The organism is Curtobacterium sp. PhB115 (assembly GCF_003752025.1).
In the GTDB taxonomy this organism is placed as follows: domain Bacteria; phylum Actinomycetota; class Actinomycetes; order Actinomycetales; family Microbacteriaceae; genus Curtobacterium.
In genome coordinates this window covers 101,605-121,123 of sequence record NZ_RJKR01000012.1, presented here as the reverse complement: position 1 = coordinate 121,123, position 19,519 = coordinate 101,605, and the positions used below count along the sequence as shown (strand labels likewise).

General features: G+C 70.1%; 14 protein-coding genes and 1 other RNA gene. 7 read left to right on the top strand and 8 right to left on the bottom strand.

The features are described 5' to 3' along the window. The first annotated feature begins 398 nt into the window (after positions 1-398). From EDF19_RS17180 to EDF19_RS17160, 4 genes are all read left to right on the top strand, one after another. Complete coding sequence (locus EDF19_RS17180) at positions 399-3,095, top strand: LuxR family transcriptional regulator (RefSeq protein ID WP_123682076.1); 2,697 nt, start codon at positions 399-401, stop codon at positions 3,093-3,095. Between the two features lie 417 nt (positions 3,096-3,512). Further along, positions 3,513-5,327 (top strand): glutamine--fructose-6-phosphate transaminase (isomerizing), encoded by a 1,815-nt coding sequence (glmS, locus tag EDF19_RS17175; protein WP_123682075.1) that lies wholly within the window; start codon positions 3,513-3,515, stop codon positions 5,325-5,327. 198 nt (positions 5,328-5,525) lie between these two features. Then, the gene (locus EDF19_RS17170; protein WP_123682074.1) at positions 5,526-6,239 is read left to right on the top strand and encodes a M50 family metallopeptidase; all 714 of its coding nucleotides are present in this window, start codon (positions 5,526-5,528) and stop codon (positions 6,237-6,239) included. Between the two features lie 154 nt (positions 6,240-6,393). After that, on the top strand, positions 6,394-6,927 hold the full coding sequence (locus tag EDF19_RS17160) for an NUDIX hydrolase (RefSeq protein WP_123682073.1): 534 nt from the start codon (positions 6,394-6,396) through the stop codon (positions 6,925-6,927). Between the two features lie 163 nt (positions 6,928-7,090). Here the strand turns inward: EDF19_RS17160 and EDF19_RS17155 are convergent, their stop codons facing one another. Then, positions 7,091-8,308 (bottom strand): amidohydrolase family protein, encoded by a 1,218-nt coding sequence (locus tag EDF19_RS17155; protein ID WP_123682072.1) that lies wholly within the window; start codon positions 8,306-8,308, stop codon positions 7,091-7,093. Between the two features lie 191 nt (positions 8,309-8,499). Here EDF19_RS17155 and EDF19_RS17150 point away from each other — a divergent pair, with 191 nt between their 5' ends. Next, complete coding sequence (locus EDF19_RS17150; protein ID WP_123682071.1) at positions 8,500-9,897, top strand: O-acetylhomoserine aminocarboxypropyltransferase/cysteine synthase family protein; 1,398 nt, start codon at positions 8,500-8,502, stop codon at positions 9,895-9,897. Positions 9,898-9,900: 3 nt separating this feature from the next. Beyond that, complete coding sequence (locus tag EDF19_RS17145) at positions 9,901-11,208, top strand: LLM class flavin-dependent oxidoreductase (protein WP_123682070.1); 1,308 nt, start codon at positions 9,901-9,903, stop codon at positions 11,206-11,208. Here the strand turns inward: EDF19_RS17145 and EDF19_RS17140 are convergent. The 7 genes from EDF19_RS17140 to prfB form a co-directional block, all read right to left on the bottom strand. Next, positions 11,205-12,872: an APC family permease gene (locus EDF19_RS17140; RefSeq protein WP_221180694.1), complete on the bottom strand. Its 1,668-nt coding sequence runs from the start codon at positions 12,870-12,872 to the stop codon at positions 11,205-11,207. The two genes, EDF19_RS17145 and EDF19_RS17140, sit on opposite strands and share 4 nt — an antisense overlap. A 126-nt stretch (positions 12,873-12,998) precedes the next feature. Next, the gene (locus tag EDF19_RS19260; protein WP_185022922.1) at positions 12,999-13,847 is read right to left on the bottom strand and encodes a hypothetical protein; all 849 of its coding nucleotides are present in this window, start codon (positions 13,845-13,847) and stop codon (positions 12,999-13,001) included. Between the two features lie 157 nt (positions 13,848-14,004). Then, positions 14,005-14,381, bottom strand: a transfer-messenger RNA (tmRNA) gene (ssrA, locus tag EDF19_RS17130). A gap of 102 nt (positions 14,382-14,483) precedes the next feature. Further along, the gene (smpB, locus tag EDF19_RS17125; RefSeq protein ID WP_123682069.1) at positions 14,484-14,960 is read right to left on the bottom strand and encodes an SsrA-binding protein SmpB; all 477 of its coding nucleotides are present in this window, start codon (positions 14,958-14,960) and stop codon (positions 14,484-14,486) included. A gap of 257 nt (positions 14,961-15,217) precedes the next feature. Next, complete coding sequence (gene ftsX, locus EDF19_RS17120) at positions 15,218-16,132, bottom strand: permease-like cell division protein FtsX (protein WP_123682068.1); 915 nt, start codon at positions 16,130-16,132, stop codon at positions 15,218-15,220. After that, a complete protein-coding gene (ftsE, locus tag EDF19_RS17115) occupies positions 16,129-16,884 on the bottom strand; it encodes a cell division ATP-binding protein FtsE (RefSeq protein ID WP_123682067.1) in 756 nt (251 codons plus the stop codon). Before ftsE ends, ftsX begins: the two co-directional genes overlap by 4 nt. 61 nt (positions 16,885-16,945) lie before the next feature. Continuing rightward, positions 16,946-18,055 (bottom strand): peptide chain release factor 2, encoded by a 1,110-nt coding sequence (gene prfB, locus EDF19_RS17110; RefSeq protein ID WP_123312314.1) that lies wholly within the window; start codon positions 18,053-18,055, stop codon positions 16,946-16,948. 199 nt (positions 18,056-18,254) lie between these two features. Between prfB and EDF19_RS17105 the strand changes: the two genes are divergently transcribed. Next, complete coding sequence (locus EDF19_RS17105) at positions 18,255-19,460, top strand: glycoside hydrolase family 16 protein (protein WP_185022921.1); 1,206 nt, start codon at positions 18,255-18,257, stop codon at positions 19,458-19,460. Positions 19,461-19,519: the final 59 nt, after the last annotated feature.

Here is a 19,519-nt window from a genome sequence, read left to right as displayed (position 1 = left end):
CTGGGGGCACCCGGCGCGACATCGGGTTGCGCCAGTCGGCCAAGCGGGCCAGGACCTGAGTTATCGTGCTCATGCGGCTGGTCACGCAGCCACCTGGGTTCCCTAGACCCGAGTGCAGGTGCGCAACCGGCCGTGTTCGTCCGAAGACCCTAACCCGAGGGGTGATACAGACGATGACATCATCGTTCCCGAGCGGAACCGAGTGCACCCTCACTCGTCGACCGCATTCAATCCACGACAGCTCCGGCGCGCGTTCCTTCGCCGCCACTCGTCCGCACTCCACCACGGTCACCCGCCGTGCAGCAGTCCGGTCCGCCTCACAGCGCCCCGTCGACGCGAACGCAGCGTTCGCCGACGACCTCTCCGCATCCGCTTCCGGGCCCGGAGGCCGGTGAGTCATGGGACTCACCGGTCGACGTCTCGAGGTCGACCGGATCGCGACCCTCGCTGTACTCCCTCGGGAGTCCGCGATGGTCGTGGTCGGCGACCCTGGTTCCGGACGCAGCAGCGTCCTCGACGCGGTCTCGAACCGCGTCTCCCTCCCCGTCGTCCGGGTCGGTGTCAACGGGAGTGAAGCCCGCTGGCCACTGGCCGGGGTGACCTCCCTGTTCACCGCACTCGACGACCCCCGTGCGACCGCACACATCGCCCACCTGCTGCAGGCGGGCTCCACCACGGTCGCGGCGACGGCCGGTCTGGCGGCGGCGCACGACTTCCTCGACGCCGTGCACGCCCTCACCCTGCCGCCGACGCTCGTGCTGATCGACGACCTCGACCGCATGGACGTCGAGAGCCAGGAGCTCATCGCGTTCCTCGCCAGCCGACTCGCGGGCACCGCCCTGCGCGTCGTGGCATCGGTCCGCCGGGTTCCGTCCGACGGTCCGCTCGCCGCGCTCCCCGCGCTGCGCATCGAACCGCTGCCCGCGGACGAGGCACTCATCCTCGCCCGTGCCATGGCACCCGAGGAAGCGAACGACGGCGTCCTCGCCGTCCTCGCGGACGAGACCGGGGGCAACCCGGGAGCACTCCGCGAACAGCTCGCGGTCCTCAGCCGTGAGCAGCTCACCGGAGCGGAGCCGCTCGTGCTCCCCCTCCGACCCACCCCGACGACCGAGGCCGTCGCGGCACTCGCACTCGGGTCCGCCGCGGGACGCGATCTGGACGTCCTCGCGAAGCTCGCCCTGGTGCCGGTCGCGAAGACCACGGCTTGGGACCGCGACGAGCTGGACGACCTGGTGGGAGCGGGCCTCGCGACCGTGCGTGGCCAGAGCGTGACCGTCCGGGACCCCCTGGTCCGGTCCTCGCTCTACTGGCGGATGCCCGCCCGTGACCGACGCGCGGCACACACCGCGCTGGCCACGGCGAGCGCCGACTCCGACCCGCGCGCAGCCGCGTGGCACCGGAGCTTCGTCGACGACGTCCCCGACGTGGTCGCGCTGCTCCAGGCCGCACGGTCGTACGCGGTCGGTGGCAACGCGGACGCCGCGATCGCCCTCACCGAGCGTGCCCTGCACATCGGCGGTGGCACCGAGGACGAGCACGTGGCGCTCCTCGGGGTCGCCGAGGCGCTCCTCGGCAACCGGCTGCTCGGCTTCGCGGCGCGGTACCTCGCCGCGCTCCGGCCGTTCCGGTCGATGCCGCACGAGGTGCGTCGTCTGCGCCTGCAGTACTCGACGCAGTACCTCAGCGGCGACGCCGTGCACGCGGACGAACTCCTCGTGCCGGTGGACACGACCGAAGCCGACGAGGTCGACGCGGTCGCCGGGCTGATGGCCATGGTGGCGTGCTTCCGTGCCGAGGCGTGGGAGCTGGACCAGGCGAAGGACCTCCTGCGCCGGGTCGAGCCGCTCGAGGCGTCGGCGTCCACGCACACGCTGGAGATCACGAAGACTGCTCGCGAGCTCATCGCGGCGGTCGACGGCACCCTCCCGCCGGACACCGAGCTGCACGACGGGCTCGCGACCTCCGAACTGCTCGTGATGTCCGACCCCGCACTGCTGCTCCTCGCACACGCGCTGAGCATCGCCGAGCGGTACCGCAGCGCGCGTCGGGTGTTCGCACTCGTCCTCGCTCGCGGCTCCGAGACGGCTGCGGTGTGGACCGAGGCGGCGCGCTACCTGACCGCCGAGAACGAGGTGCGCTCCGGGAACTTCCGGCAGGCGCTCCGCGCGATCGACGTGTGGGAAGCCGGTTCGTCGGTGGTCGAGCGGCTCCGTGAGCCGTCCCGTGCCATCGCGATCGCCTGGCGGCACTTCGCCGAGGGTCGCACGGTCGACGCGCTGGACGTCGTGGACCGGTGCCTCGAGCACCGTTCGACGAGCCGACTGTGGGGGGCGACGGCCAAGCTGCACGCACTCCGCGGCCGGGTCCTGCTCCTCGACGGCCGGCTGGACGAGGCGGCGGCAGCCCTGGAGGCCGCCGACGCGATCGGTCGCTCGCTGCGGAACCCCGCCGTGCTCCGGCACCTGGGTGACCTCGTCGAGGCCTACGTCCGGCTCGGTCGGATCGACGACGCCCGTGCGATCACCGCACGGTTGGCGGCGGACCACCACGCCCGTCCCGGTCGCTGGGGTGCGCTCGTGCTGGCGAGGAGCCTCGCGCTCGTCGCCGACGACACCACGAGGGACACCGCGCGCCGTCGGGCACTGGAGCTGTTCCAGCCGCACGACTCGCAGTTCGAGCGTGCTCGGACGTTCGCGGCCCTCGCGGCCGTGGGCAACCCCGCCGAGCGCCCGCGTCTCGGTGCGGCTGCCGCGGCGGCGTACGAGGCGGCCGGCATGCGCCGTCCGCTCGCCACGCCGGCGCCGACGGTCGCGATGCCGCAGTTCGGTTCCGTGTCCTCGCTCCGGTCCGCACCGGTGCTGTCCGCGTCGATGCCGGGCACGCCCCGGAGCGCGCCCGACGCCTCGGCGGTGCTCACCTCGCTCACCGCAGAGGAGCGCGCCGTCGTGCAGAAGGTGACGGAGGGCTACCGCAACCGGGAGATCGCGTCGTCACTGTTCATGTCGCAGCGCACGGTGGAGCTGCGGCTGACGCAGATCTACCGCAAGGTGGGCGCGCGTTCGCGCTCGCACCTGGTCGCGCTCCTGACGTAGGAGGACGCGACCACAGATCGGACGGGAGGCCCGGTACCAGCTGGTACCGGGCCTCCCGTCTGCGCGTGGTTGCGGGAGTCCGCACGCGCCCGCACCGCGGGACCGCCCCGCACGCGGGGAACCGCAAGAGGCGACGACGCCTGTTGCCGTGGCGGCGCGGCCGGGTGAGGCTTCTCCTGCACCGACCGCCGTACCCCTCAGGGGGACAGCCCGCGGTACCCCGTCCGGTACCCGACCCGACGCCCCACAGCCCCGCCGTCCGTCCTCGCCTGATCCGAGGACGGGCGCCGGTCAGGGGCGGAGGACCCGGACGCGCGGCAGAACCCGACGGCGGTCGGTGCCGACCTCCCAGCACCACCCGTCACCGCTCCACCCCCTGTTCCACTCCCCCACGTTCCCCACCCGAAGGGACAGCCGATGTGCGGCATCATCGCGGCTCGCGTGTCTGACGACGCGACGCCCTACCTGCTCGACGGACTCGAACGCCTCGAGTACCGCGGCTACGACTCCGCCGGCATCGCCGTGCGGACCGCGACCGGCGGGACCGAGACCATCCGGTCCGTCTCCCGGGTCGGCGACCTCCGCACGCTCGTCGCGGCGCGCTCCGGCGACGCCCTGACCGGCGTCGGCATCGGGCACACCCGATGGGCCACGCACGGTGCCGTGCGTGAGGTCAACGCCCACCCGCACGCCGACTGCTCCCGCCGGATCAGCATCGTGCACAACGGCATCGTCGAGAACGCCGACCGCCTGCGCGAGATGCTCACCGCGCAGGGGCACCGGTTCCGGTCCGAGGTCGACTCCGAGGTCATCGCGCACCTCGTCGAACGTGCCCTGGCGGTCGACCCCGACCTCATGCTCGCCGTGCAGATCGCGACCGCGCAGCTCGAGGGATCCTGGGCGATCGTCGTCCTCGACGCCCGCGACGGCCGGATGGTGGTCGCTGCCGACCGTTCCCCGCTCGTCGTCGCCCGGTCCGCCCGCGGTGACTTCGTCGCGAGCGACATCGGTGCGATCGCCGAGTGGTGCGAGACGTTCGTGGCCCTCCGCGACGGCGACGTCGTCGAGCTCGGCGAGGCCTGGACGTGGTCGTCGAACGGCATCACCGTCCCCGTCCCCTTCCCCACCCCGTCGCCGTTCGCCGCGACCGCGCTCGACCTCGGCGACCACCCCGACCACATGGCGAAGGAGATCGACGAGCAGGCCGGCGTCGTCGCCACGATCCTGGACCGCGTCGCCCGCCGCACCGCCGACGGCAGCATGTGGGTCGGCCTCGGGCTCCCCGGGTTCCACCGACTCGCGATCGTCGCCTGCGGCACGTCCCTGAACGCCGGGCAGGTGATCGCCACCGCCCTGCGTGGCATCGGCGGCGTCCCCACCGACATCGTCGTCGCCAGCGAGGCCGACCAGGCCGTGCTCGGCCCGGACACCCTCGTCGTCGCGATCAGCCAGTCCGGCGAGACCGCCGACGTGCTGCGTGCGCTCGACCGGTTCGAGGACCGCCACCCGGTCCTCGCGCTCACGAACAACATGCACTCCTCCCTCGCCCGCCGCGCCGACGCGGTGCTCGACTGCCACGCCGGACCGGAGATCGGGGTCGCCGCGACGAAGACCTTCACGGCGCAGGTCGTCGTCGGGGTCGCCGCGATGATCTCCGCGATGGTCGCCTCGGGCCGCATCGACACCGGCCGTGCCGCGGCCCTCGTCGCAGAACTGACCGACCTGCCGGCGCGCATCGACCACGCCACCCAGGTCGCTGCCGACCGGATGCCGCTGCTCGTGTCGAGCGTCAAGGAGGCCACCGGGTTCCTGTTCCTCGGACGCGGCGCCGGCCTGCCGTACGCCGCCGAGGGCGCCCTGAAGCTCAAGGAGCTCAGCTACCGCTGGGCCGAGGCGTACCCCGCCGGGGAGCTCAAGCACGGTCCGCTCGCACTCGTCGACGACGGCACCCCGGTCGTCGTCATCGACCACGGCGAACCGAAGATCCAGGCCGCGATCGCCGAGGTCCGTGCCCGCGGCGGCTTCGTCATCACGATCGGTGGCGAAGGTACGGACATCCCCGCGCTCGGCCGTCGCGGTGCCGGTGACCTGGCCTGGGGTTCGGCGACGGCACCGTGGGGTCCGCTCGAGGCCGTCGTCCCCCTGCAGATGCTCGCCCGTGAACTCGCCCTCCAGCTCGGTTGCGACGTCGACAAGCCGCGCAACCTCGCGAAGTCGGTGACGGTCGAATAGCCAGGCACAACCGCATGAACCGTCTGACGGTGTTCCTCGCCGTCCTCACCGCGCTCGCGATCGTCGCGACGGCCGTCCTGGTCGTCCTGGTGCTCATGCCGGTCACCCCCTGACCCTCTTGGTCACTCCCCTGGTTCGCCGGGGTGCTTCCCCGGTTCGCCGAGGTGCTTCCCCGGGCGGGGCTGCGATGCTGGTCACTTGACCACTGCAGCCCCGCCCCTCGTCTTCGTCGCCCTCGTCGTCGGTGCCGTCCTGCCGTTCCTGCCCGTCGTCGGACGGGTCGCCAGGATCGCCGCGACCATCGCCCACGAGGTCGGCCACTCCATCGCCGTCGTGCCCTTCGGCGGACGCATCCAGCGCATCGAATTGCACCCCGACGGCTCCGGCGAGGCCTGGGTGCAGCTCGGGCGGGTCCCAGGCGCCATCCGCTGGGCCGTCCGGATCCTCAACCTCTACGCCGGCTACAGCGCACCACTCTGGGCCGGGGTGCTCCTGGTCACCGGAGTCCTGAACGGCTCGCGGTGGCTGCCGGTCGCAGTGCTCGGCGTGATCGGCCTCGTCGCGCTCGTCTTCGTCCGGAACTGGTTCGGGCTGCTCGTCGTGGTCGGGTTCGACGTCCTCGCCCTCTGGGTGGCGCTCCGGCCGTCCGAGACCACCGTGCTCGTCGTCGCCGCGGTCGGGGCGTTCTTCGTGGTCGACGGCCTCCGCTCGGTGCTGCAGGTCGCACGGTGGCTGCTCACCGGGGCCCGGGTGCAGACGGACTTCCACATCGCGGCCGCCGAGATGCGGGTGCCCGCCGGGGTCTGGTTCGTGCTGTTCGTGCTCGTGAACGCCGGGGCGGTGTGGCTCGCGCGCGGGCCCCTGCTCGAGGTGTGGGACACGGTCGTGGCGGGGGTGCAGGCGCTGGTGTGAGCGCGCTCGGTGCGGGTGCGGGTGCGGGTGCGGGTGCGGGTGCGGGTGCGGGTGCGGGTGCGGGTGCGCGCGGCGGGTGCGGGTGCGCGCGGCGGGTGCGGGTGCACACGCTCGCCCGCACGCGCTCGCACCCGACCGCTGCGAGGATGGTCCGGTGCTGCTCGACTCCGTCACCGCTGACCTCGCCGCCACCGCCGACCCGCACCGCGCGGCCTTCGGAGCCTTCGTCGCGCAGCGCGGCGAATCGGCACTGCACCGGGACGGCGGACCCGAGCACCTCACGGCGTCGTGCTTCGTGTTCTCCCCCGACCTCGGCCGTGTGCTGCTCTGCCTGCACCGAAAGGGAGGCTTCTGGGTGCAGTTCGGCGGGCACCTCGAACCGGCCGACGCCTCACTCGCCGATGCGGCACGCCGCGAAGCCCGCGAGGAGTCCGGCATCGCCGACCTGGAGCTCCTCGACACCGCCGTCGCCGACCTCGACCGCCACGACCTGCACGGCGGGTTCTCCTGCGCCGCGCACTGGGACGTCGGCTTCGTCGCACTCGTCGACCCTGCCGTCACCACCACCGTCAGTGACGAGAGCGACGACGTCCGGTGGTTCCCGCTCGACGCCCTGCCCGCCGAGGTGCCCGCGAACCTGCCGGCACGCCTGACGGCGGCCGTCGCAGCGGTCGGTTACCGAGGCTGACGGCTCCCGCGCTCCCGGCTCATGCGTCGCGCGCCACCTGTCGGGAGGCCCGCCCCACGCCGCGCGCCCGGCTCCCACCACCTTCACGACGATCCACGCGTCGTTCCCGTCGTGTCCTGTCGCAAAACTGGTGCACGCCCCCGGCACGCCCCCGCGGCCGCGCTCACTCCCACGGCCGCTGCGCGAGCGCCGCAGGGTCGAACACCCGCCCACCGGCGACGACCAACGACCGCGGCACCCGGCGCACCAGGGCGTCCATCGGGTTCTCCGCATCGAGCAGCACCACGTCGGCACGCGCCCCGGCCACCAGGTCGTGCTGCTCCTCGGTGACGAACCGTGCCCCGTCCCGCGACGCCAGCTCCACCACACGCACCAGGTCCTCGTCCCGCACGATCCCGCCAGCCCGGGCGTACTGCCACGCGATGCCGAGCAGGTCGCCGTCGCCGTAGGGGCTCCACAGGTCACGGATGCCGTCGGTGCCGAAGCCGAACCGCACACCGGCCTCGTCGAACTCGTGCAGGGGAAGCTGCCGCATCCGGACCGGGGCGACCGTGGTCATCGTGACCCCGAGCGAGGCCATCCGTGCGAGCAGGTCACGACGGCGCACCGGGCCCACGTCGACGATCGCGAACCCGTGCGCGATGTTCACCTTGCCCGGCGCGATCCCGAGCCGCTCCACCCGGTCGAGCACGAGGTCGAACGAGAACGCACCGAGCTCCGCGGGCTCGTGCAGGTGGATGTCGATGCCGCACCCGGTGTCGGCGGCGATGGCGAAGAGCCCGTCGAGCTGCCCGACCGGGTCGCGGTCGATCAGGGACGGGTCGAGCCCACCGACGTGGTCGGCCCCTGCGAGCGCCGCCTGCCGCAGGAGGTCGAGGACGCCGGGCCGCCGGAGCACGCCGTCCTGCGGGAAGGCGACGATCGAGACCTCGACCGCACCGTCGAGCGCTGCGGCAGCGGCCCGGACCGCCTCGATCCCCCGCAGCCCGACGCCGAGGTCGACGTCGACGTGCGTGCGGACCCGGGTCGTGCCGGTGCGGAGCCCCTCGCGCAGGACTCTGGTCGCGACGCCCTCGCTCGGGATGCCGAGCGCGTCACGACGGGCGCGTTCGTGGGCGATCCGCCCCTGGGTCCCGCCCTCGCCGCCGTAGGGCTCCCACTCGTGGCCCCACCAGCTCTTGTCGACGTGCGCGTGCGTGTTCACGAGCCCGGGGAGCGCGAGCTGCCCGCGCCCGTCGACGACGGTGGCTCCGGGGTCGGACGGGTCGGCGGACGTCGGCACCACCGACACGATGCGACCGTCGGCGACCCGGATGTCCGATCGCGCACCGCCCCAGGGGCGCACGTCGCGGATGATCAGGGTCGCTTCGTCCGTCGTCATGCCCTCATCGTGCCAGCCCCCGCGACCCGGCCGCGACCGACAGCCGACCCTCGTTCCACGGAACGGAACGCGCGACGGAACACCGACGGAACGCCTGACGGAACACCCGATCACGTAACGGAACGCCGCAAACGCCTGTCCGCGGAGCGAAGGCTGCGAGGCTACCGCCAGACGACTCCCGGAGGTGTCCCATGGCGAACGACGAACACGGTTTCGCGACCGAGCAGGTCCACGGCGGCTTCGTGCCCGATGCGGGCCACGGTGCCAGGATCCCGGCGATCCACATGTCCTCCGGGTTCCTGTTCGAGGACTTCGACCAGGCCAGGGACCGCTTCGCCGGCACCGACGACGGCTACACCTACACCCGCCTCGGCAACCCGACGAACGCCGACGTCGAACGTCGCGTCGCGCTGCTCGAGCGGGGCGTCGAGGCGATCCTCGTCGGCAGCGGGCAGGCCGCCGCGACCATCGCGTTCCTCGGTGTCGTGCAGGCCGGCGACCACGTCGTCGCTGCCCGGAGCATCTACGAGGGCACCAAGGGCCTGCTCGTCCAGAACCTCGGCCGTCTGGGCATCGAGGTCGACTTCGTCGCGGACCAGCGCGACCTCGACGAGTGGGCACGGCTCGTCCGGCCGAACACGAAGGCCTTCTTCGCCGAGACGATCCCGAACCCGAAGAACGACGTCCTCGACATCACCGGCGTCGCCGACACGGCGCACCGTGCGGGCGTGCCGCTCATCGTCGACAACACCCTGGCCACGCCGTACCTGGTCCGCCCGGTCGAGCACGGTGCCGACATCGTCATCCACTCGGCGTCGAAGTTCCTGTCCGGCCACGGCGCGGGACTCGGCGGCGTGGTCGTCGACGGCGGCACGTTCGACTGGTCCGCCTCCCCTGAGCGCTGGACGCACCTGACCAGTCCGGAGCGTTCGCTCGGCGGTGAGAGCTACGTCGAACGGTACGGCGACCGCGCGTACATCGTGTTCGCGCGGGACGTCGTCGCCTCGCGGATCGGTCCGACCCCGTCGCCCTTCAACGCCTTCCTGATCCGGCAGGGCATCGAGACGCTGAGCCTCCGGGTGGAACGCCACAGCGCGAACGCGCTGGCGGTGGCGCAGTGGTTGGAAGCACAGCCGGAGGTGACGAGCGTCGATCACGCGGGTCTCGCCTCCAGTCCGTTCCACGACCTCGCCCAGCGCTACCTGCCCCGTGGGGCCGGCTCCGTCTTCGCCTTCACGCTCGCCGGCGGCGAAGCCGCGGCGCGCACCTTCATCGACTCGGTGCAGCTCTTCAGCCGGATGACCCACCTCGGTGACGTGCGCTCGCTGATCCTGCACCCCGCCACGACCACGCACGCCGGCAAGACGCCGGAGGAGCGCGCCGACCAGGGCATCGACGACGGCCTGATCCGACTGTCCGTCGGCATCGAGGACGTCGCGGACCTGCTCCGCGACCTGGAACGCGGGTTCGCCGCGTTGCGTTCCGCAGACGGCGACGTCGGCCTGGAGGCACGGGTCGAGTCCGACGCGGAGCGCGCGTCCCTGGAACACTCGGTCCCGGGAACGCACGTGATCGCGGAGGAGATCTAGTCGATGGCCGGACTGCAGCACTTCGGGTACTTCTTCTCACGCGGGTTCGGCCCGCAGGCGTGGGGCCGCTCCGACTGGGACTGGGGCCACGACTGGACGAAGCCGGAGCTGTACCAGCAGTCCGTCCGCACCCTCGAGCAGGCCGGGATGGACCTGGTGATCGCCGAGGACGCCATCTCGCTCGGCAACCCGTCGACGCTCGACCTGCGGATCCGCCAGGCGTACGGGGGCCCGAAGCACGATCCCCTGCTGCTCGCGCCGTTCCTGTTCGCCGCGACGTCGCACATCGGCATCGCGCCGACGGTGAACGCCGGGATCACCCCGCCGTACCTCGCAGCCCGGCAGTTCGCCACGCTCGCACACCTGTCGTCCGAACGGCTCGGGATCAACGTGGTGACCGACGTCGGCAGCGCTCGGCACGCCGGACTCCCGCCGCTCCCCCACGACCAGGCGTACGACCGTGCCGAGGAGTGGATCACGCTGCTCCGCCGGCTCTGGGGGTCCTGGGGATCGTCCGGGTACGTCGGGGATCCCGCCGACTGGCACTTCGCGAACGGTGACGCCCTCGACGCCTTCCACCACGAGGGCTCGTACTTCACCGCCGACGGACCGCTCAACGCGCTGCCGCTCGAGTCCGACCCGGTGGTCGTCTCCCCCGGCGGCTCGGGTCGTGGACTCGCGTTCGCCGGCACCCACTCGGACGTCCAGCTCGCCCTCGCGCCGCTCTCGGCGTCCGCGGTGTCGGACTACCGCGATCGCGTGATCGCAGCCGCGCAGGCTGCGGGACGCGTCGCCGCCGACCTGCGGATCCTGTTCGTCCTGAAGCCCGAGATCGTCTCGTCGCCGGAGGAGGCCGACCGGGTCGTGGAGGCGTCGCGCCACCCGTCCGACGACGACCTGCGCACGGCGGCGATCGCGTGGTCGAGCGACTCCGAGACGGACCTGCTCGCGCTCGACCTCGACGCGCCCGTCCCGGCGGGGACCTTCGGCGACCACGTGTCGGCCGGCACGATCCGCGGCTTGCTCGGTGACACTCCGGACGCCCCGCTGCGCTCGCTCCTGGAGCGCAAGGCCCGCAAGGGGCGGGTGTCCTCGCGCGAGGGCTTCGTCGGCACCGCCGACGAGTTCGCGGACTTCATCGAGGAGCTCGGATCAGACGCCGACAACGACGGCATCATCTTCTCCGGCGACCTGCACCCGGCGCAGATCTCCCGGATGCTCGGTGACCTGGTACCCGTACTCCGGCGCCGTGGGCTCCTGCGTCGGGAGTACGGCGCCGGAGGCATCCGGGCGAACCTGTTCGACTTCTAGTGGTGGACCGGTTCGACGACGCCCGACTCCTCGACGTCGCGGACGTCGTCGGCGGTCCGCAGGATCTCGTCACGCGGGCTGGCCGAGTTGATCGCCCAGTAGTAGATGACGAGTGAGAACGCCGCGACGACGACGATGTCGATCCACAGCGGGAACACCGGGTGGGTGAGCGGTCCGAAGTCGCTGAGGAACACGATGAGCCCCATCCCGACCAGGTACGGCAGGAGCCACTGGGCCGCCTTCCAGTCCCAGCGCGGCCGGACGCTCGACGCCCCACGGAACACGTTGTTCAGCACGATCACCGCGGCGCCGATGAGGATCGCGACCCCGAGCTTCCAGTCGGTGTCCCACCCGGTCCACATGATGATGAGGTTCGCGACGATGAACGCGATCGGCGACAGGACCGACGCGATCGGCAGTCGGTAGGGCCGCTCGACCTCGGGGATGCGCTTCCGGAACGCCCCGAGCGCCAACGGAGCACCCGCGTACATGAGCACCGACGCACTTGTGATCAGGCTGACGAGGCCCTGCCACGACGGGAACGGCGCGAAGCACGCACACCCGACGACGAACGCCGTCACGAGGCCGACCCACGGGACACCCTGCTTCGTCGTCCACTCGAACGCCTTCGGGAAGTACCCGTTGCGGCTGAGCCCGTACGAGATGCGGCTCGTCGCCGTCACGTAGATGAGACCGGTGCCGGCGGGCGAGATGATCGCGTCGACGAAGATGACCACGGCGAGCCAGGTCAGCCCGGCTGCCATCGCGATGTCGGCGAACGGGCCGGTGTACTTCGTGAAGTCCGCCGTCGCCCACGACCCCTGGATCACGTCCGAACGGAGCACCCCGAGGAACACGATCTGCAGGGCGAGGTAGATCACGAGGCCGATGATGACCGACCCGATCACCGCTCGGGGGATGTCCCGCCGGGGGTTCTTCGCCTCGCCCGCGAGCTGGTCGGCCTGTTCGAAACCGAGGAACGCGAAGATGATGCCCGACGTCGACACGGCGGCGAGGATGCCCTTCGCACCCTCCGGCATGAAGCCGTCCGCCGCGGTGAAGTTCGAGCCGTGGAAGCCGCTGAACGCCAGGACGATGATGACGAGCAGGGGGATGGCGACCTTCCACCAGGTGGCCGCCGAGTTCGTGTTCGCGAGGACCCGGACGCTCAGCAGGTTGATCACGGTGACGACCGCCATCAAGAGGATCGCGACGGCGATGCCGGACCCGGTGAGCAGTTGCTGGGTCTCGCCGTCCACCGTCGTCGTGTGCAACCAGGGGTGCGCGAACTGCCAGTGCTGCGCGTACTTGATCATCGCCTCGACCTCGATCGGGGCGACGGTCACCGACTGCAGCCAGGAGAACCAGCCGAACGATGCACCGGCGATCCCACCGAAGGCGATGTGCGGGAACCGCGCCGTGCCACCAGCGATCGGGAACATGCCACCGAGCTCGGCGTGCACGAGCGCGAGCACCAGGATCGCCACGCCGCCGATGAGCCACGAGATGATCGCGGCGGGCCCGGCGGTCTTCAGCGCTTCCTGCGAGCCGAAGAGCCAGCCGGAGCCGATGATCGAGCCCGTCGATGCCCAGATCAGCCCGATGAACCCGACGTTGCGCTTGAGGCCGGAGTCCGGCAGCGCCGTAGTCGTCGTTGTCGCCACGATTGCTCCTGTCGAGAGGTCAGACCCCGCGAACAGGGGTCGTGCTCATCGACTCTGGCACTGCGATCGCGACCCGGCCGGTTTTTGTAACACGCCGGAAACATGAGTGCTGTATAAGCACTCAGGCTACTTCTTCGACTGCTTCTTCTTGTCGCTCTTCTTCTTGTCGGCCTTCTTCTTGTCGGCCTTCTTGTCGCTCTTCTTCTTGTCGGCCTTCTTGTCGCTCTTCTTGTCGCTCTTCTTGTCGCTCTTCTTCTTGTCGGCCTTCTTGTCGCTCTTCTTCTTGTCGGCCTTCTTGTCGCTCTTCTTCTCGTCTCGCTGCTCGGGCTGCTGCTCCGGCTCCGGTGCACCCTCCGGCTCGCGCTCGGGCGACTCGATCCCGTCGATCGGCTCCACCACCACCGCCGAGCCGGTGTCGACCGCGATGTCCACTGCTTCCTCTTCGAGCACCGGAGCCAGGGCGTCAGCCACCCGCTCGACGGTCAGCACCGCGTCGTCCTCGGCGAGCCGCAGCAGCGCCTGGGCCGTGCGGACACGGGTCGTCGTCTTCCCGGCGAGGACGTCCGCACGAGCCCCTTCGAGGAAGCTGCGGAGCGTGCGCTCGACCACCGAGCGGCCGCGGGGTGCAGCTCGGTCCAGGCGGTCGAGTTCGCCGGCGACCCCGGAGACGTCATCGGCCACGTGCTCGTGCCGCACCGACTCGATCAACGCCGCAATGGCTGCGGCACCCCGTTCGACCGCGGCCGAGCGTTGGTCGAGCACGACGAGCATCTCGACGACGGACCCGTACGTGACGGTCTCGAGCCGCACCGGTTCGGCGCCGCGGCCGCGGACGACCAGACGAGCATCGGGCGTGGGGAGCCACGCGGCGAGAGCTGCGACCGTCGCCACGGACGCGACGATCCGCTCGTACTCGGCGAGCACCACTCGTTCCTGCTCGCGCAGACGGACTCGGATCGCGATCTCCTGCACCACGTGGCGGCCTTTCCGTTCGACGTCGACGCGGGCGACTTCCCGCGCCTCATCCGGATCGTAGTCCCCGTGGGTGGCGGAACAGCGAACGCCCCGGCATCGTCCGAGGACGATGACGGGGCGTTCAGTCAACGGTGACAGCGGCTCGACGACCGGCGAATGGTGGAGATGGGGGGAATCGAACCCCCGTCCATCGCTGCAATTCGACGTCTTCTACGGGCGTATCCGGATGATTCGTTCTGCTCGGCCCCGTCCTTTGCTACCGGCATCTAGGACGACGGGCCCAGTCTCAGTGCAAGTCCCGCACGACCCTGAGGCGCAACCGTGCAGCAAGTCCTCTGGATGACGCCGGGATCAGGTTAGGGGACGGTCACCTGGCCGACGGACTTCATGTGCTGGGCTGCTTACGCAGCGAGAGCGAAGTCAGTGCGCTTGGAATTGGCACTTGTTGTTTTCCACGGATCGTTAACGAGATAACCGTGGGTCCTCGGCCCGCTTCCCGTCGGCACACAGGCAATGTCGAAACCGATCATCCCCATGCGGGCCGGACGTGCGAGCCGCTGTCACGCTGTTGAGTTTCTGTGGTGCAACGCTCCGATCGGAGCAGTCCCTCAGTCTAGCCGACCGAGGTGCGCGGCGCTACTCTCCGACGCGGTTCTTCGTGCGCATGGCCCGCTCGGCCTCACGCTTGTCGGTCTTCTCGCGCAGGGCCTGGCGCTTGTCGAACTCGCGCTTGCCCTTCGCCACGGCGATCTCCACCTTGGCACGGCCGTCGTGGAAGTAGATCTGCAGCGGCACGAGGGTGTAGCCGCCCTGCGACGTCTTGTGCGAGATCTTCACGATCTGCTGCTTGTGCAGGAGGAGCTTCCGCTTGCGCCGCGGCGAGTGGTTGTTCCACGTGCCCTCGGTGTACTCCGGGATGTGCACGGAGTCGATCCACGCTTCGCCGCCGTCGATGAACGCGTAGCCGTCGACCAGCGAGGCGCGCCCCATCCGCAAGGACTTCACCTCGGTGCCGGTCAGGACCATGCCGGCCTCGTACGTGTCCTCGATGAGGTAGTCGTGCCGCGCGCGACGGTTCGTCGCGACGATCTTCTCACCGCGTTCCTTCGCCATGACGACTCCTCTCGTTGCGGGCACTGCACTGCGCAGCCCTACAGACTACCCAACGCACGGGGCCCGGCGCACCTTCCCGGCGTGCCGCGCTCGCGCTGCGCCGGCCCGCGCTGTCCCGCACCGGCCCGCACCGCCCGAACTCTCGCGCTGAGCGACACCTCACGCGCGCTTCGCCCCGTGAAGTGTCGCCCAGCACGAAACGAAGCGCCCGACCGGCGCAGCCCGACCGGCGCAGCCCGCCCGACCGGCGCCGCGGCTCAGACCTTGAGGTAGCGGCGGATCGCGATCGACGCGGACACCGCCGCGAGCAACACACCGATGACGATCACCGCGGGCACCACCACCGCCGCGTCACCCATGCCGATGAACGCCGTCCCGGTGAAGCGCTCCGCCAGGAAGTTCCGGACGAAGAACCACACCACGGCCGTGATCGCACCGCCGGCCAGGACGGCTCCGATGGCGGCGGCGATCACCCCCTCGAGCACGAAGGGTGTCTGGATGAACCGGTTCGACGCTCCGACGAGTCGCATGATGCCGAGCTCTCGCCGTCGACTGAAGGCCGACAGCCGGATCGTGGTCGCGATGAGCAGCACGGCCGCCACGAGCATCAACGCCGCGATGCCGATCGCCGTGTACGACGACGCGTTCAGCAGGTTGAAGATCGGTTGCAGGTACCCGCGCTGGTCGACGACGCTCTGCACGCCGGCGACCTTCGACAGGCTCTCGACGAGGACGTCGGCCTGCGACGGGTTCTTCAGGTTCACCCAGAAGGTCTCGTTCAGGTACTCGGGCTTGACGAACTCCGTCGCCGCCGAGTCCTTGAACTGCTCCTTGAACCGCGTGAACGCCTGGTCCTGGTCCTCGTAGTACGTCTTCTCGATGTACGGCTTGAGGGTCGACGACTCGAGCTGCGCCTGGACCTGCTTGCGCTGGTCCTCGGTGGCCTTCGCGCCGGTGCAGTTGCCGGTGGTGTCGGTGTCGGTGCACAGGTAGACCGCGACCTGTGCCCGGTCGTACCAGTAGCCCTTCATCTGGTTGATCTGCATCTGCAGCAGGATCGCCGTGCCCACGAAGGTGAGCGAGATGAAGGTCACGAGGACGACGGAGACGACCATCGACGCGTTGCGCCGCAGGCCCGAGCCGACCTCGGACATGACGAGTCCGAGCCTCATCGGATGAGCCCCGGGATGGTCTGGATGCCGGTGGTGTTGGACACGGTGCCTCGCTGGATCGGGACCGCCTGGGTCTGGTACCCGCCGGACTGCTCGTCGCGCAGGACGGTGCCGTTCGAGAGCTCGATGACCCGGCGCTGCATCTGGTTCACGATGCTGGCGTCGTGCGTCGCCATGAGCACGGTGGTGCCTCCCTGGTTGATGCGTTCGAGGAGCGCCATGATGCCGGCGGACGTTGTGGGGTCCAGGTTGCCGGTGGGCTCGTCGGCGAGGAGCACGGCCGGCTTGTTCACGACGGCGCGGGCGATCGCCACACGCTGCTGCTCACCGCCCGAGAGTTCGTGGGGCATGCGCGTGGCCTTGCCGGCGAGTCCGACGAGCTTGAGGACGTCGGTCACCGCCTCGCTGATGAAGCCCTTGCTCTTGCCGATGACCTGCAGCGAGAACGCGACGTTGTCGAAGACGTTCTTGTTCGGCAGCAGCCGGAAGTCCTGGAACACGACGCCGAGGTTCCGGCGGAAGTACGGGACCTTCCGCGACGCCAACGAGCCGAGCCGCTGCCCGAGCACGTGGATCTGCCCGCTGGTCGGCTTCTCCTCCTTGAGCACGAGGCGCAGGAAGCTGGACTTGCCGGAGCCGGAGGCGCCCACGAGGAACACGAACTCGCCCTTGAGGATCTCGAGGGTGAGGTTGTCGAGCGCCGGACTCGGGTTGCCCGAGTAGACCTTGGTGACCTGGTCGAATTTGATCATGACCGGATCAGGGTAGGTCGCCCCGCTTGGAAAGCAAGCGAGGCGCGCGGCTCACGAACCCCTAGGCGTCGACGGATTGCTTGCGCCAGCGGATGCCCGCGTTGATGAACCCGTCCAGGTCGCCGTCGAACACGGCTGAGGGGTTGTTCACCTCGTGCTCGCTCCGGAGGTCCTTGACCATCTGGTACGGCGCCAGCACGTACGACCGGATCTGGTCGCCCCAGCTCGCCGTGATGTTGCCGGCGAGCTCCTTCTTCTTCGCGTTCTCCTCTTCCTTCTTCAGCAGGAGCAGGCGCGACTGCAGCACGCGCATGGCGGCGGCACGGTTCTGGATCTGCGACTTCTCGTTCTGCATCGAGACGACGGTGCCGGTCGGGATGTGCGTCAGGCGGACCGCGGAGTCGGTCGTGTTGACGGACTGCCCGCCGGGGCCGGACGAGCGGAAGACGTCGACGCGGATGTCGTTCTCGGGGATGTCGATGACCATCGTCTCCGGCATGAGCGGGATGACCTCGACCGCGGCGAACGAGGTCTGCCGCTTGCCCGCAGCGCCGAACGGCGACATGCGGACGAGTCGGTGGGTGCCGGCCTCGATCGACAGGGTGCCGAAGGCGTGTGGTGCGTCGACCTCGAACGTGGCGGACTTGATGCCCGCTTCTTCGGCGTAGGACGTCTCCATCACGGTGGTCTTGTAGCCGTGCTGCTCGGCGTACCGGAGGTACATGCGCATGAGCATCTCAGCGAAGTCCGCGGCGTCGACGCCGCCGGCCCCGGCTCGGATGGTGATCACGGCCGGGCGGTCGTCGTACTCGCCGTCGAGGAGCGTCTGCACCTCGAGGTCACCCATGGTCTTCTGGATCGCCTTGAGCTCGGCCACGGCTTCGTCGGCCGAGTCCTGGTCGTCGCCCTCGTTGGCCATCTCGACCAGCACCTCGAGGTCGTCGATGCGTCGCTCGGTGTCGGTGATCTTCTTGAGCTCCGACTGCCGGTGCGAGAGCGCGCTCGTCACCTGCTGCGCGTGCTCGACGTCGTCCCAGAGGTCCTGGGCGCCCGCCTGCTCGCTGAGGTCGGCGATCTCACGCTGCAGGCGGTCGACGTCGACCACCGAGCGGATGTTGCCGAAGGTCTCTCGGAGGGCGGAGAGCTGCTCGGTGAAGTCCAGTTCGACCATGGTCACCGATCCTACCGGCGCGAGCCCGCCACAGCAGACCGGGAGGCCCGGTGCAGGTCCGTCCCGCCGGTCGCGGTTTCCCGCAGACTCACCCATGCGGGGTGTACTGAGCGAAGTTCAAGTACCTATGCTGACCGTCGAGGGGCGCCTTCGTCAGTCCTGCCAGGACCGCGGCTGCCTCGCCGAACGCGGAGGACTCATGTCTCGTACCGTCAGCCGTGCACGCACCACGCGCACTCGGCCGTTCCTCGCGACCCTGACGGTGCTCCTTGCCTCAGTGATCGCTGCGTTCTCGGGCACCGCGCCCGCGAACGCAGCCACCCCGCAGTTCTCGTACTGGGACACCGTCCCAGTCGTGAGCGGCACGTCCGTCTCCTTCGACTCCTACATCGGCGCCTCACCGGCAGTGACCGTTCGCGATCTCTCCATCTGCATCCGCGATCAGAACGGGACGAACCTCGATCTCGCTCCGATCAACGCTGGCGGCAACGTCAGCATCAAGACGGATGCGAACGGTGGGTACTCGCTGGTGCAGACAGCCACGCTCGCACCCGGGACCTACACGTTCGGAACGTGCTTCCGACTCTCCTCCGGCAGTACCTGGTACGGCTCGCTCGGGAAGTCGAACGTGGCGGACTTCACCGTCGACGCAGCAAGCACACCTCCGAGCACCGGCCTCACCACCGCTCCGGTCGGGAACGTGAACGGGTTCACGCAGCTCTGGACCGAGGACTTCACGAAGAGCTCCGCCGCCGGCTCGGTCGGAACCGACTACGTCGATCGGCTGCACCTCACGCCCGACGGACAGCGCGGCACGAACGACATCGGCGTCTACCAGAACAGCCGCAACCTGTCCGTGCACGACGGCACGCTCGACCTCACCGAACGCCACACCGCCGACGGTACGGACACCAGCGGCGCGCAGATCTGGTTCCTCAACGATGTGGACAACGACTGGGCCTACACGGGTGGACGGTTCTCCATCCGCATGAAGGCCGACTACAACATCGAGACGGCCTACGGCGTCTGCAACCTGCTGTGGCCGATCGACAACGTCTGGAGCGAAGGCGAGGTCGACTTCCCGGAGGGTTCGCTCGGCGGTGACGCCCTCCTGAACCAACACGAGATGGCGCCGGGGAACCCGGACGAGGTCAACTTGCACGCAGCGCTGACCGACGGGTTCCAGGACTGGCACACCTGGACGATCGAGTGGAAGCCCGGCGAATCGTTGACCTACTACCTGGACGGCCAGCTCTTCGCGAGCGACACCGACCCGGCGCACGTGCCGACGTCAGAACACGTCTGGGTGCTGCAGGCACTCAACGCCGCCGATGTACCGATCCCGGCAGGCGCCGTGGGTCACGTCGAGGTCGACTGGGCGACGGCCTACAGCTACGTGGGGTAGGTCGCCGTCCGTCGTACAGGCTGCGGCCGAACGGTGAACCGCAGATCCGGCAGCCCCTC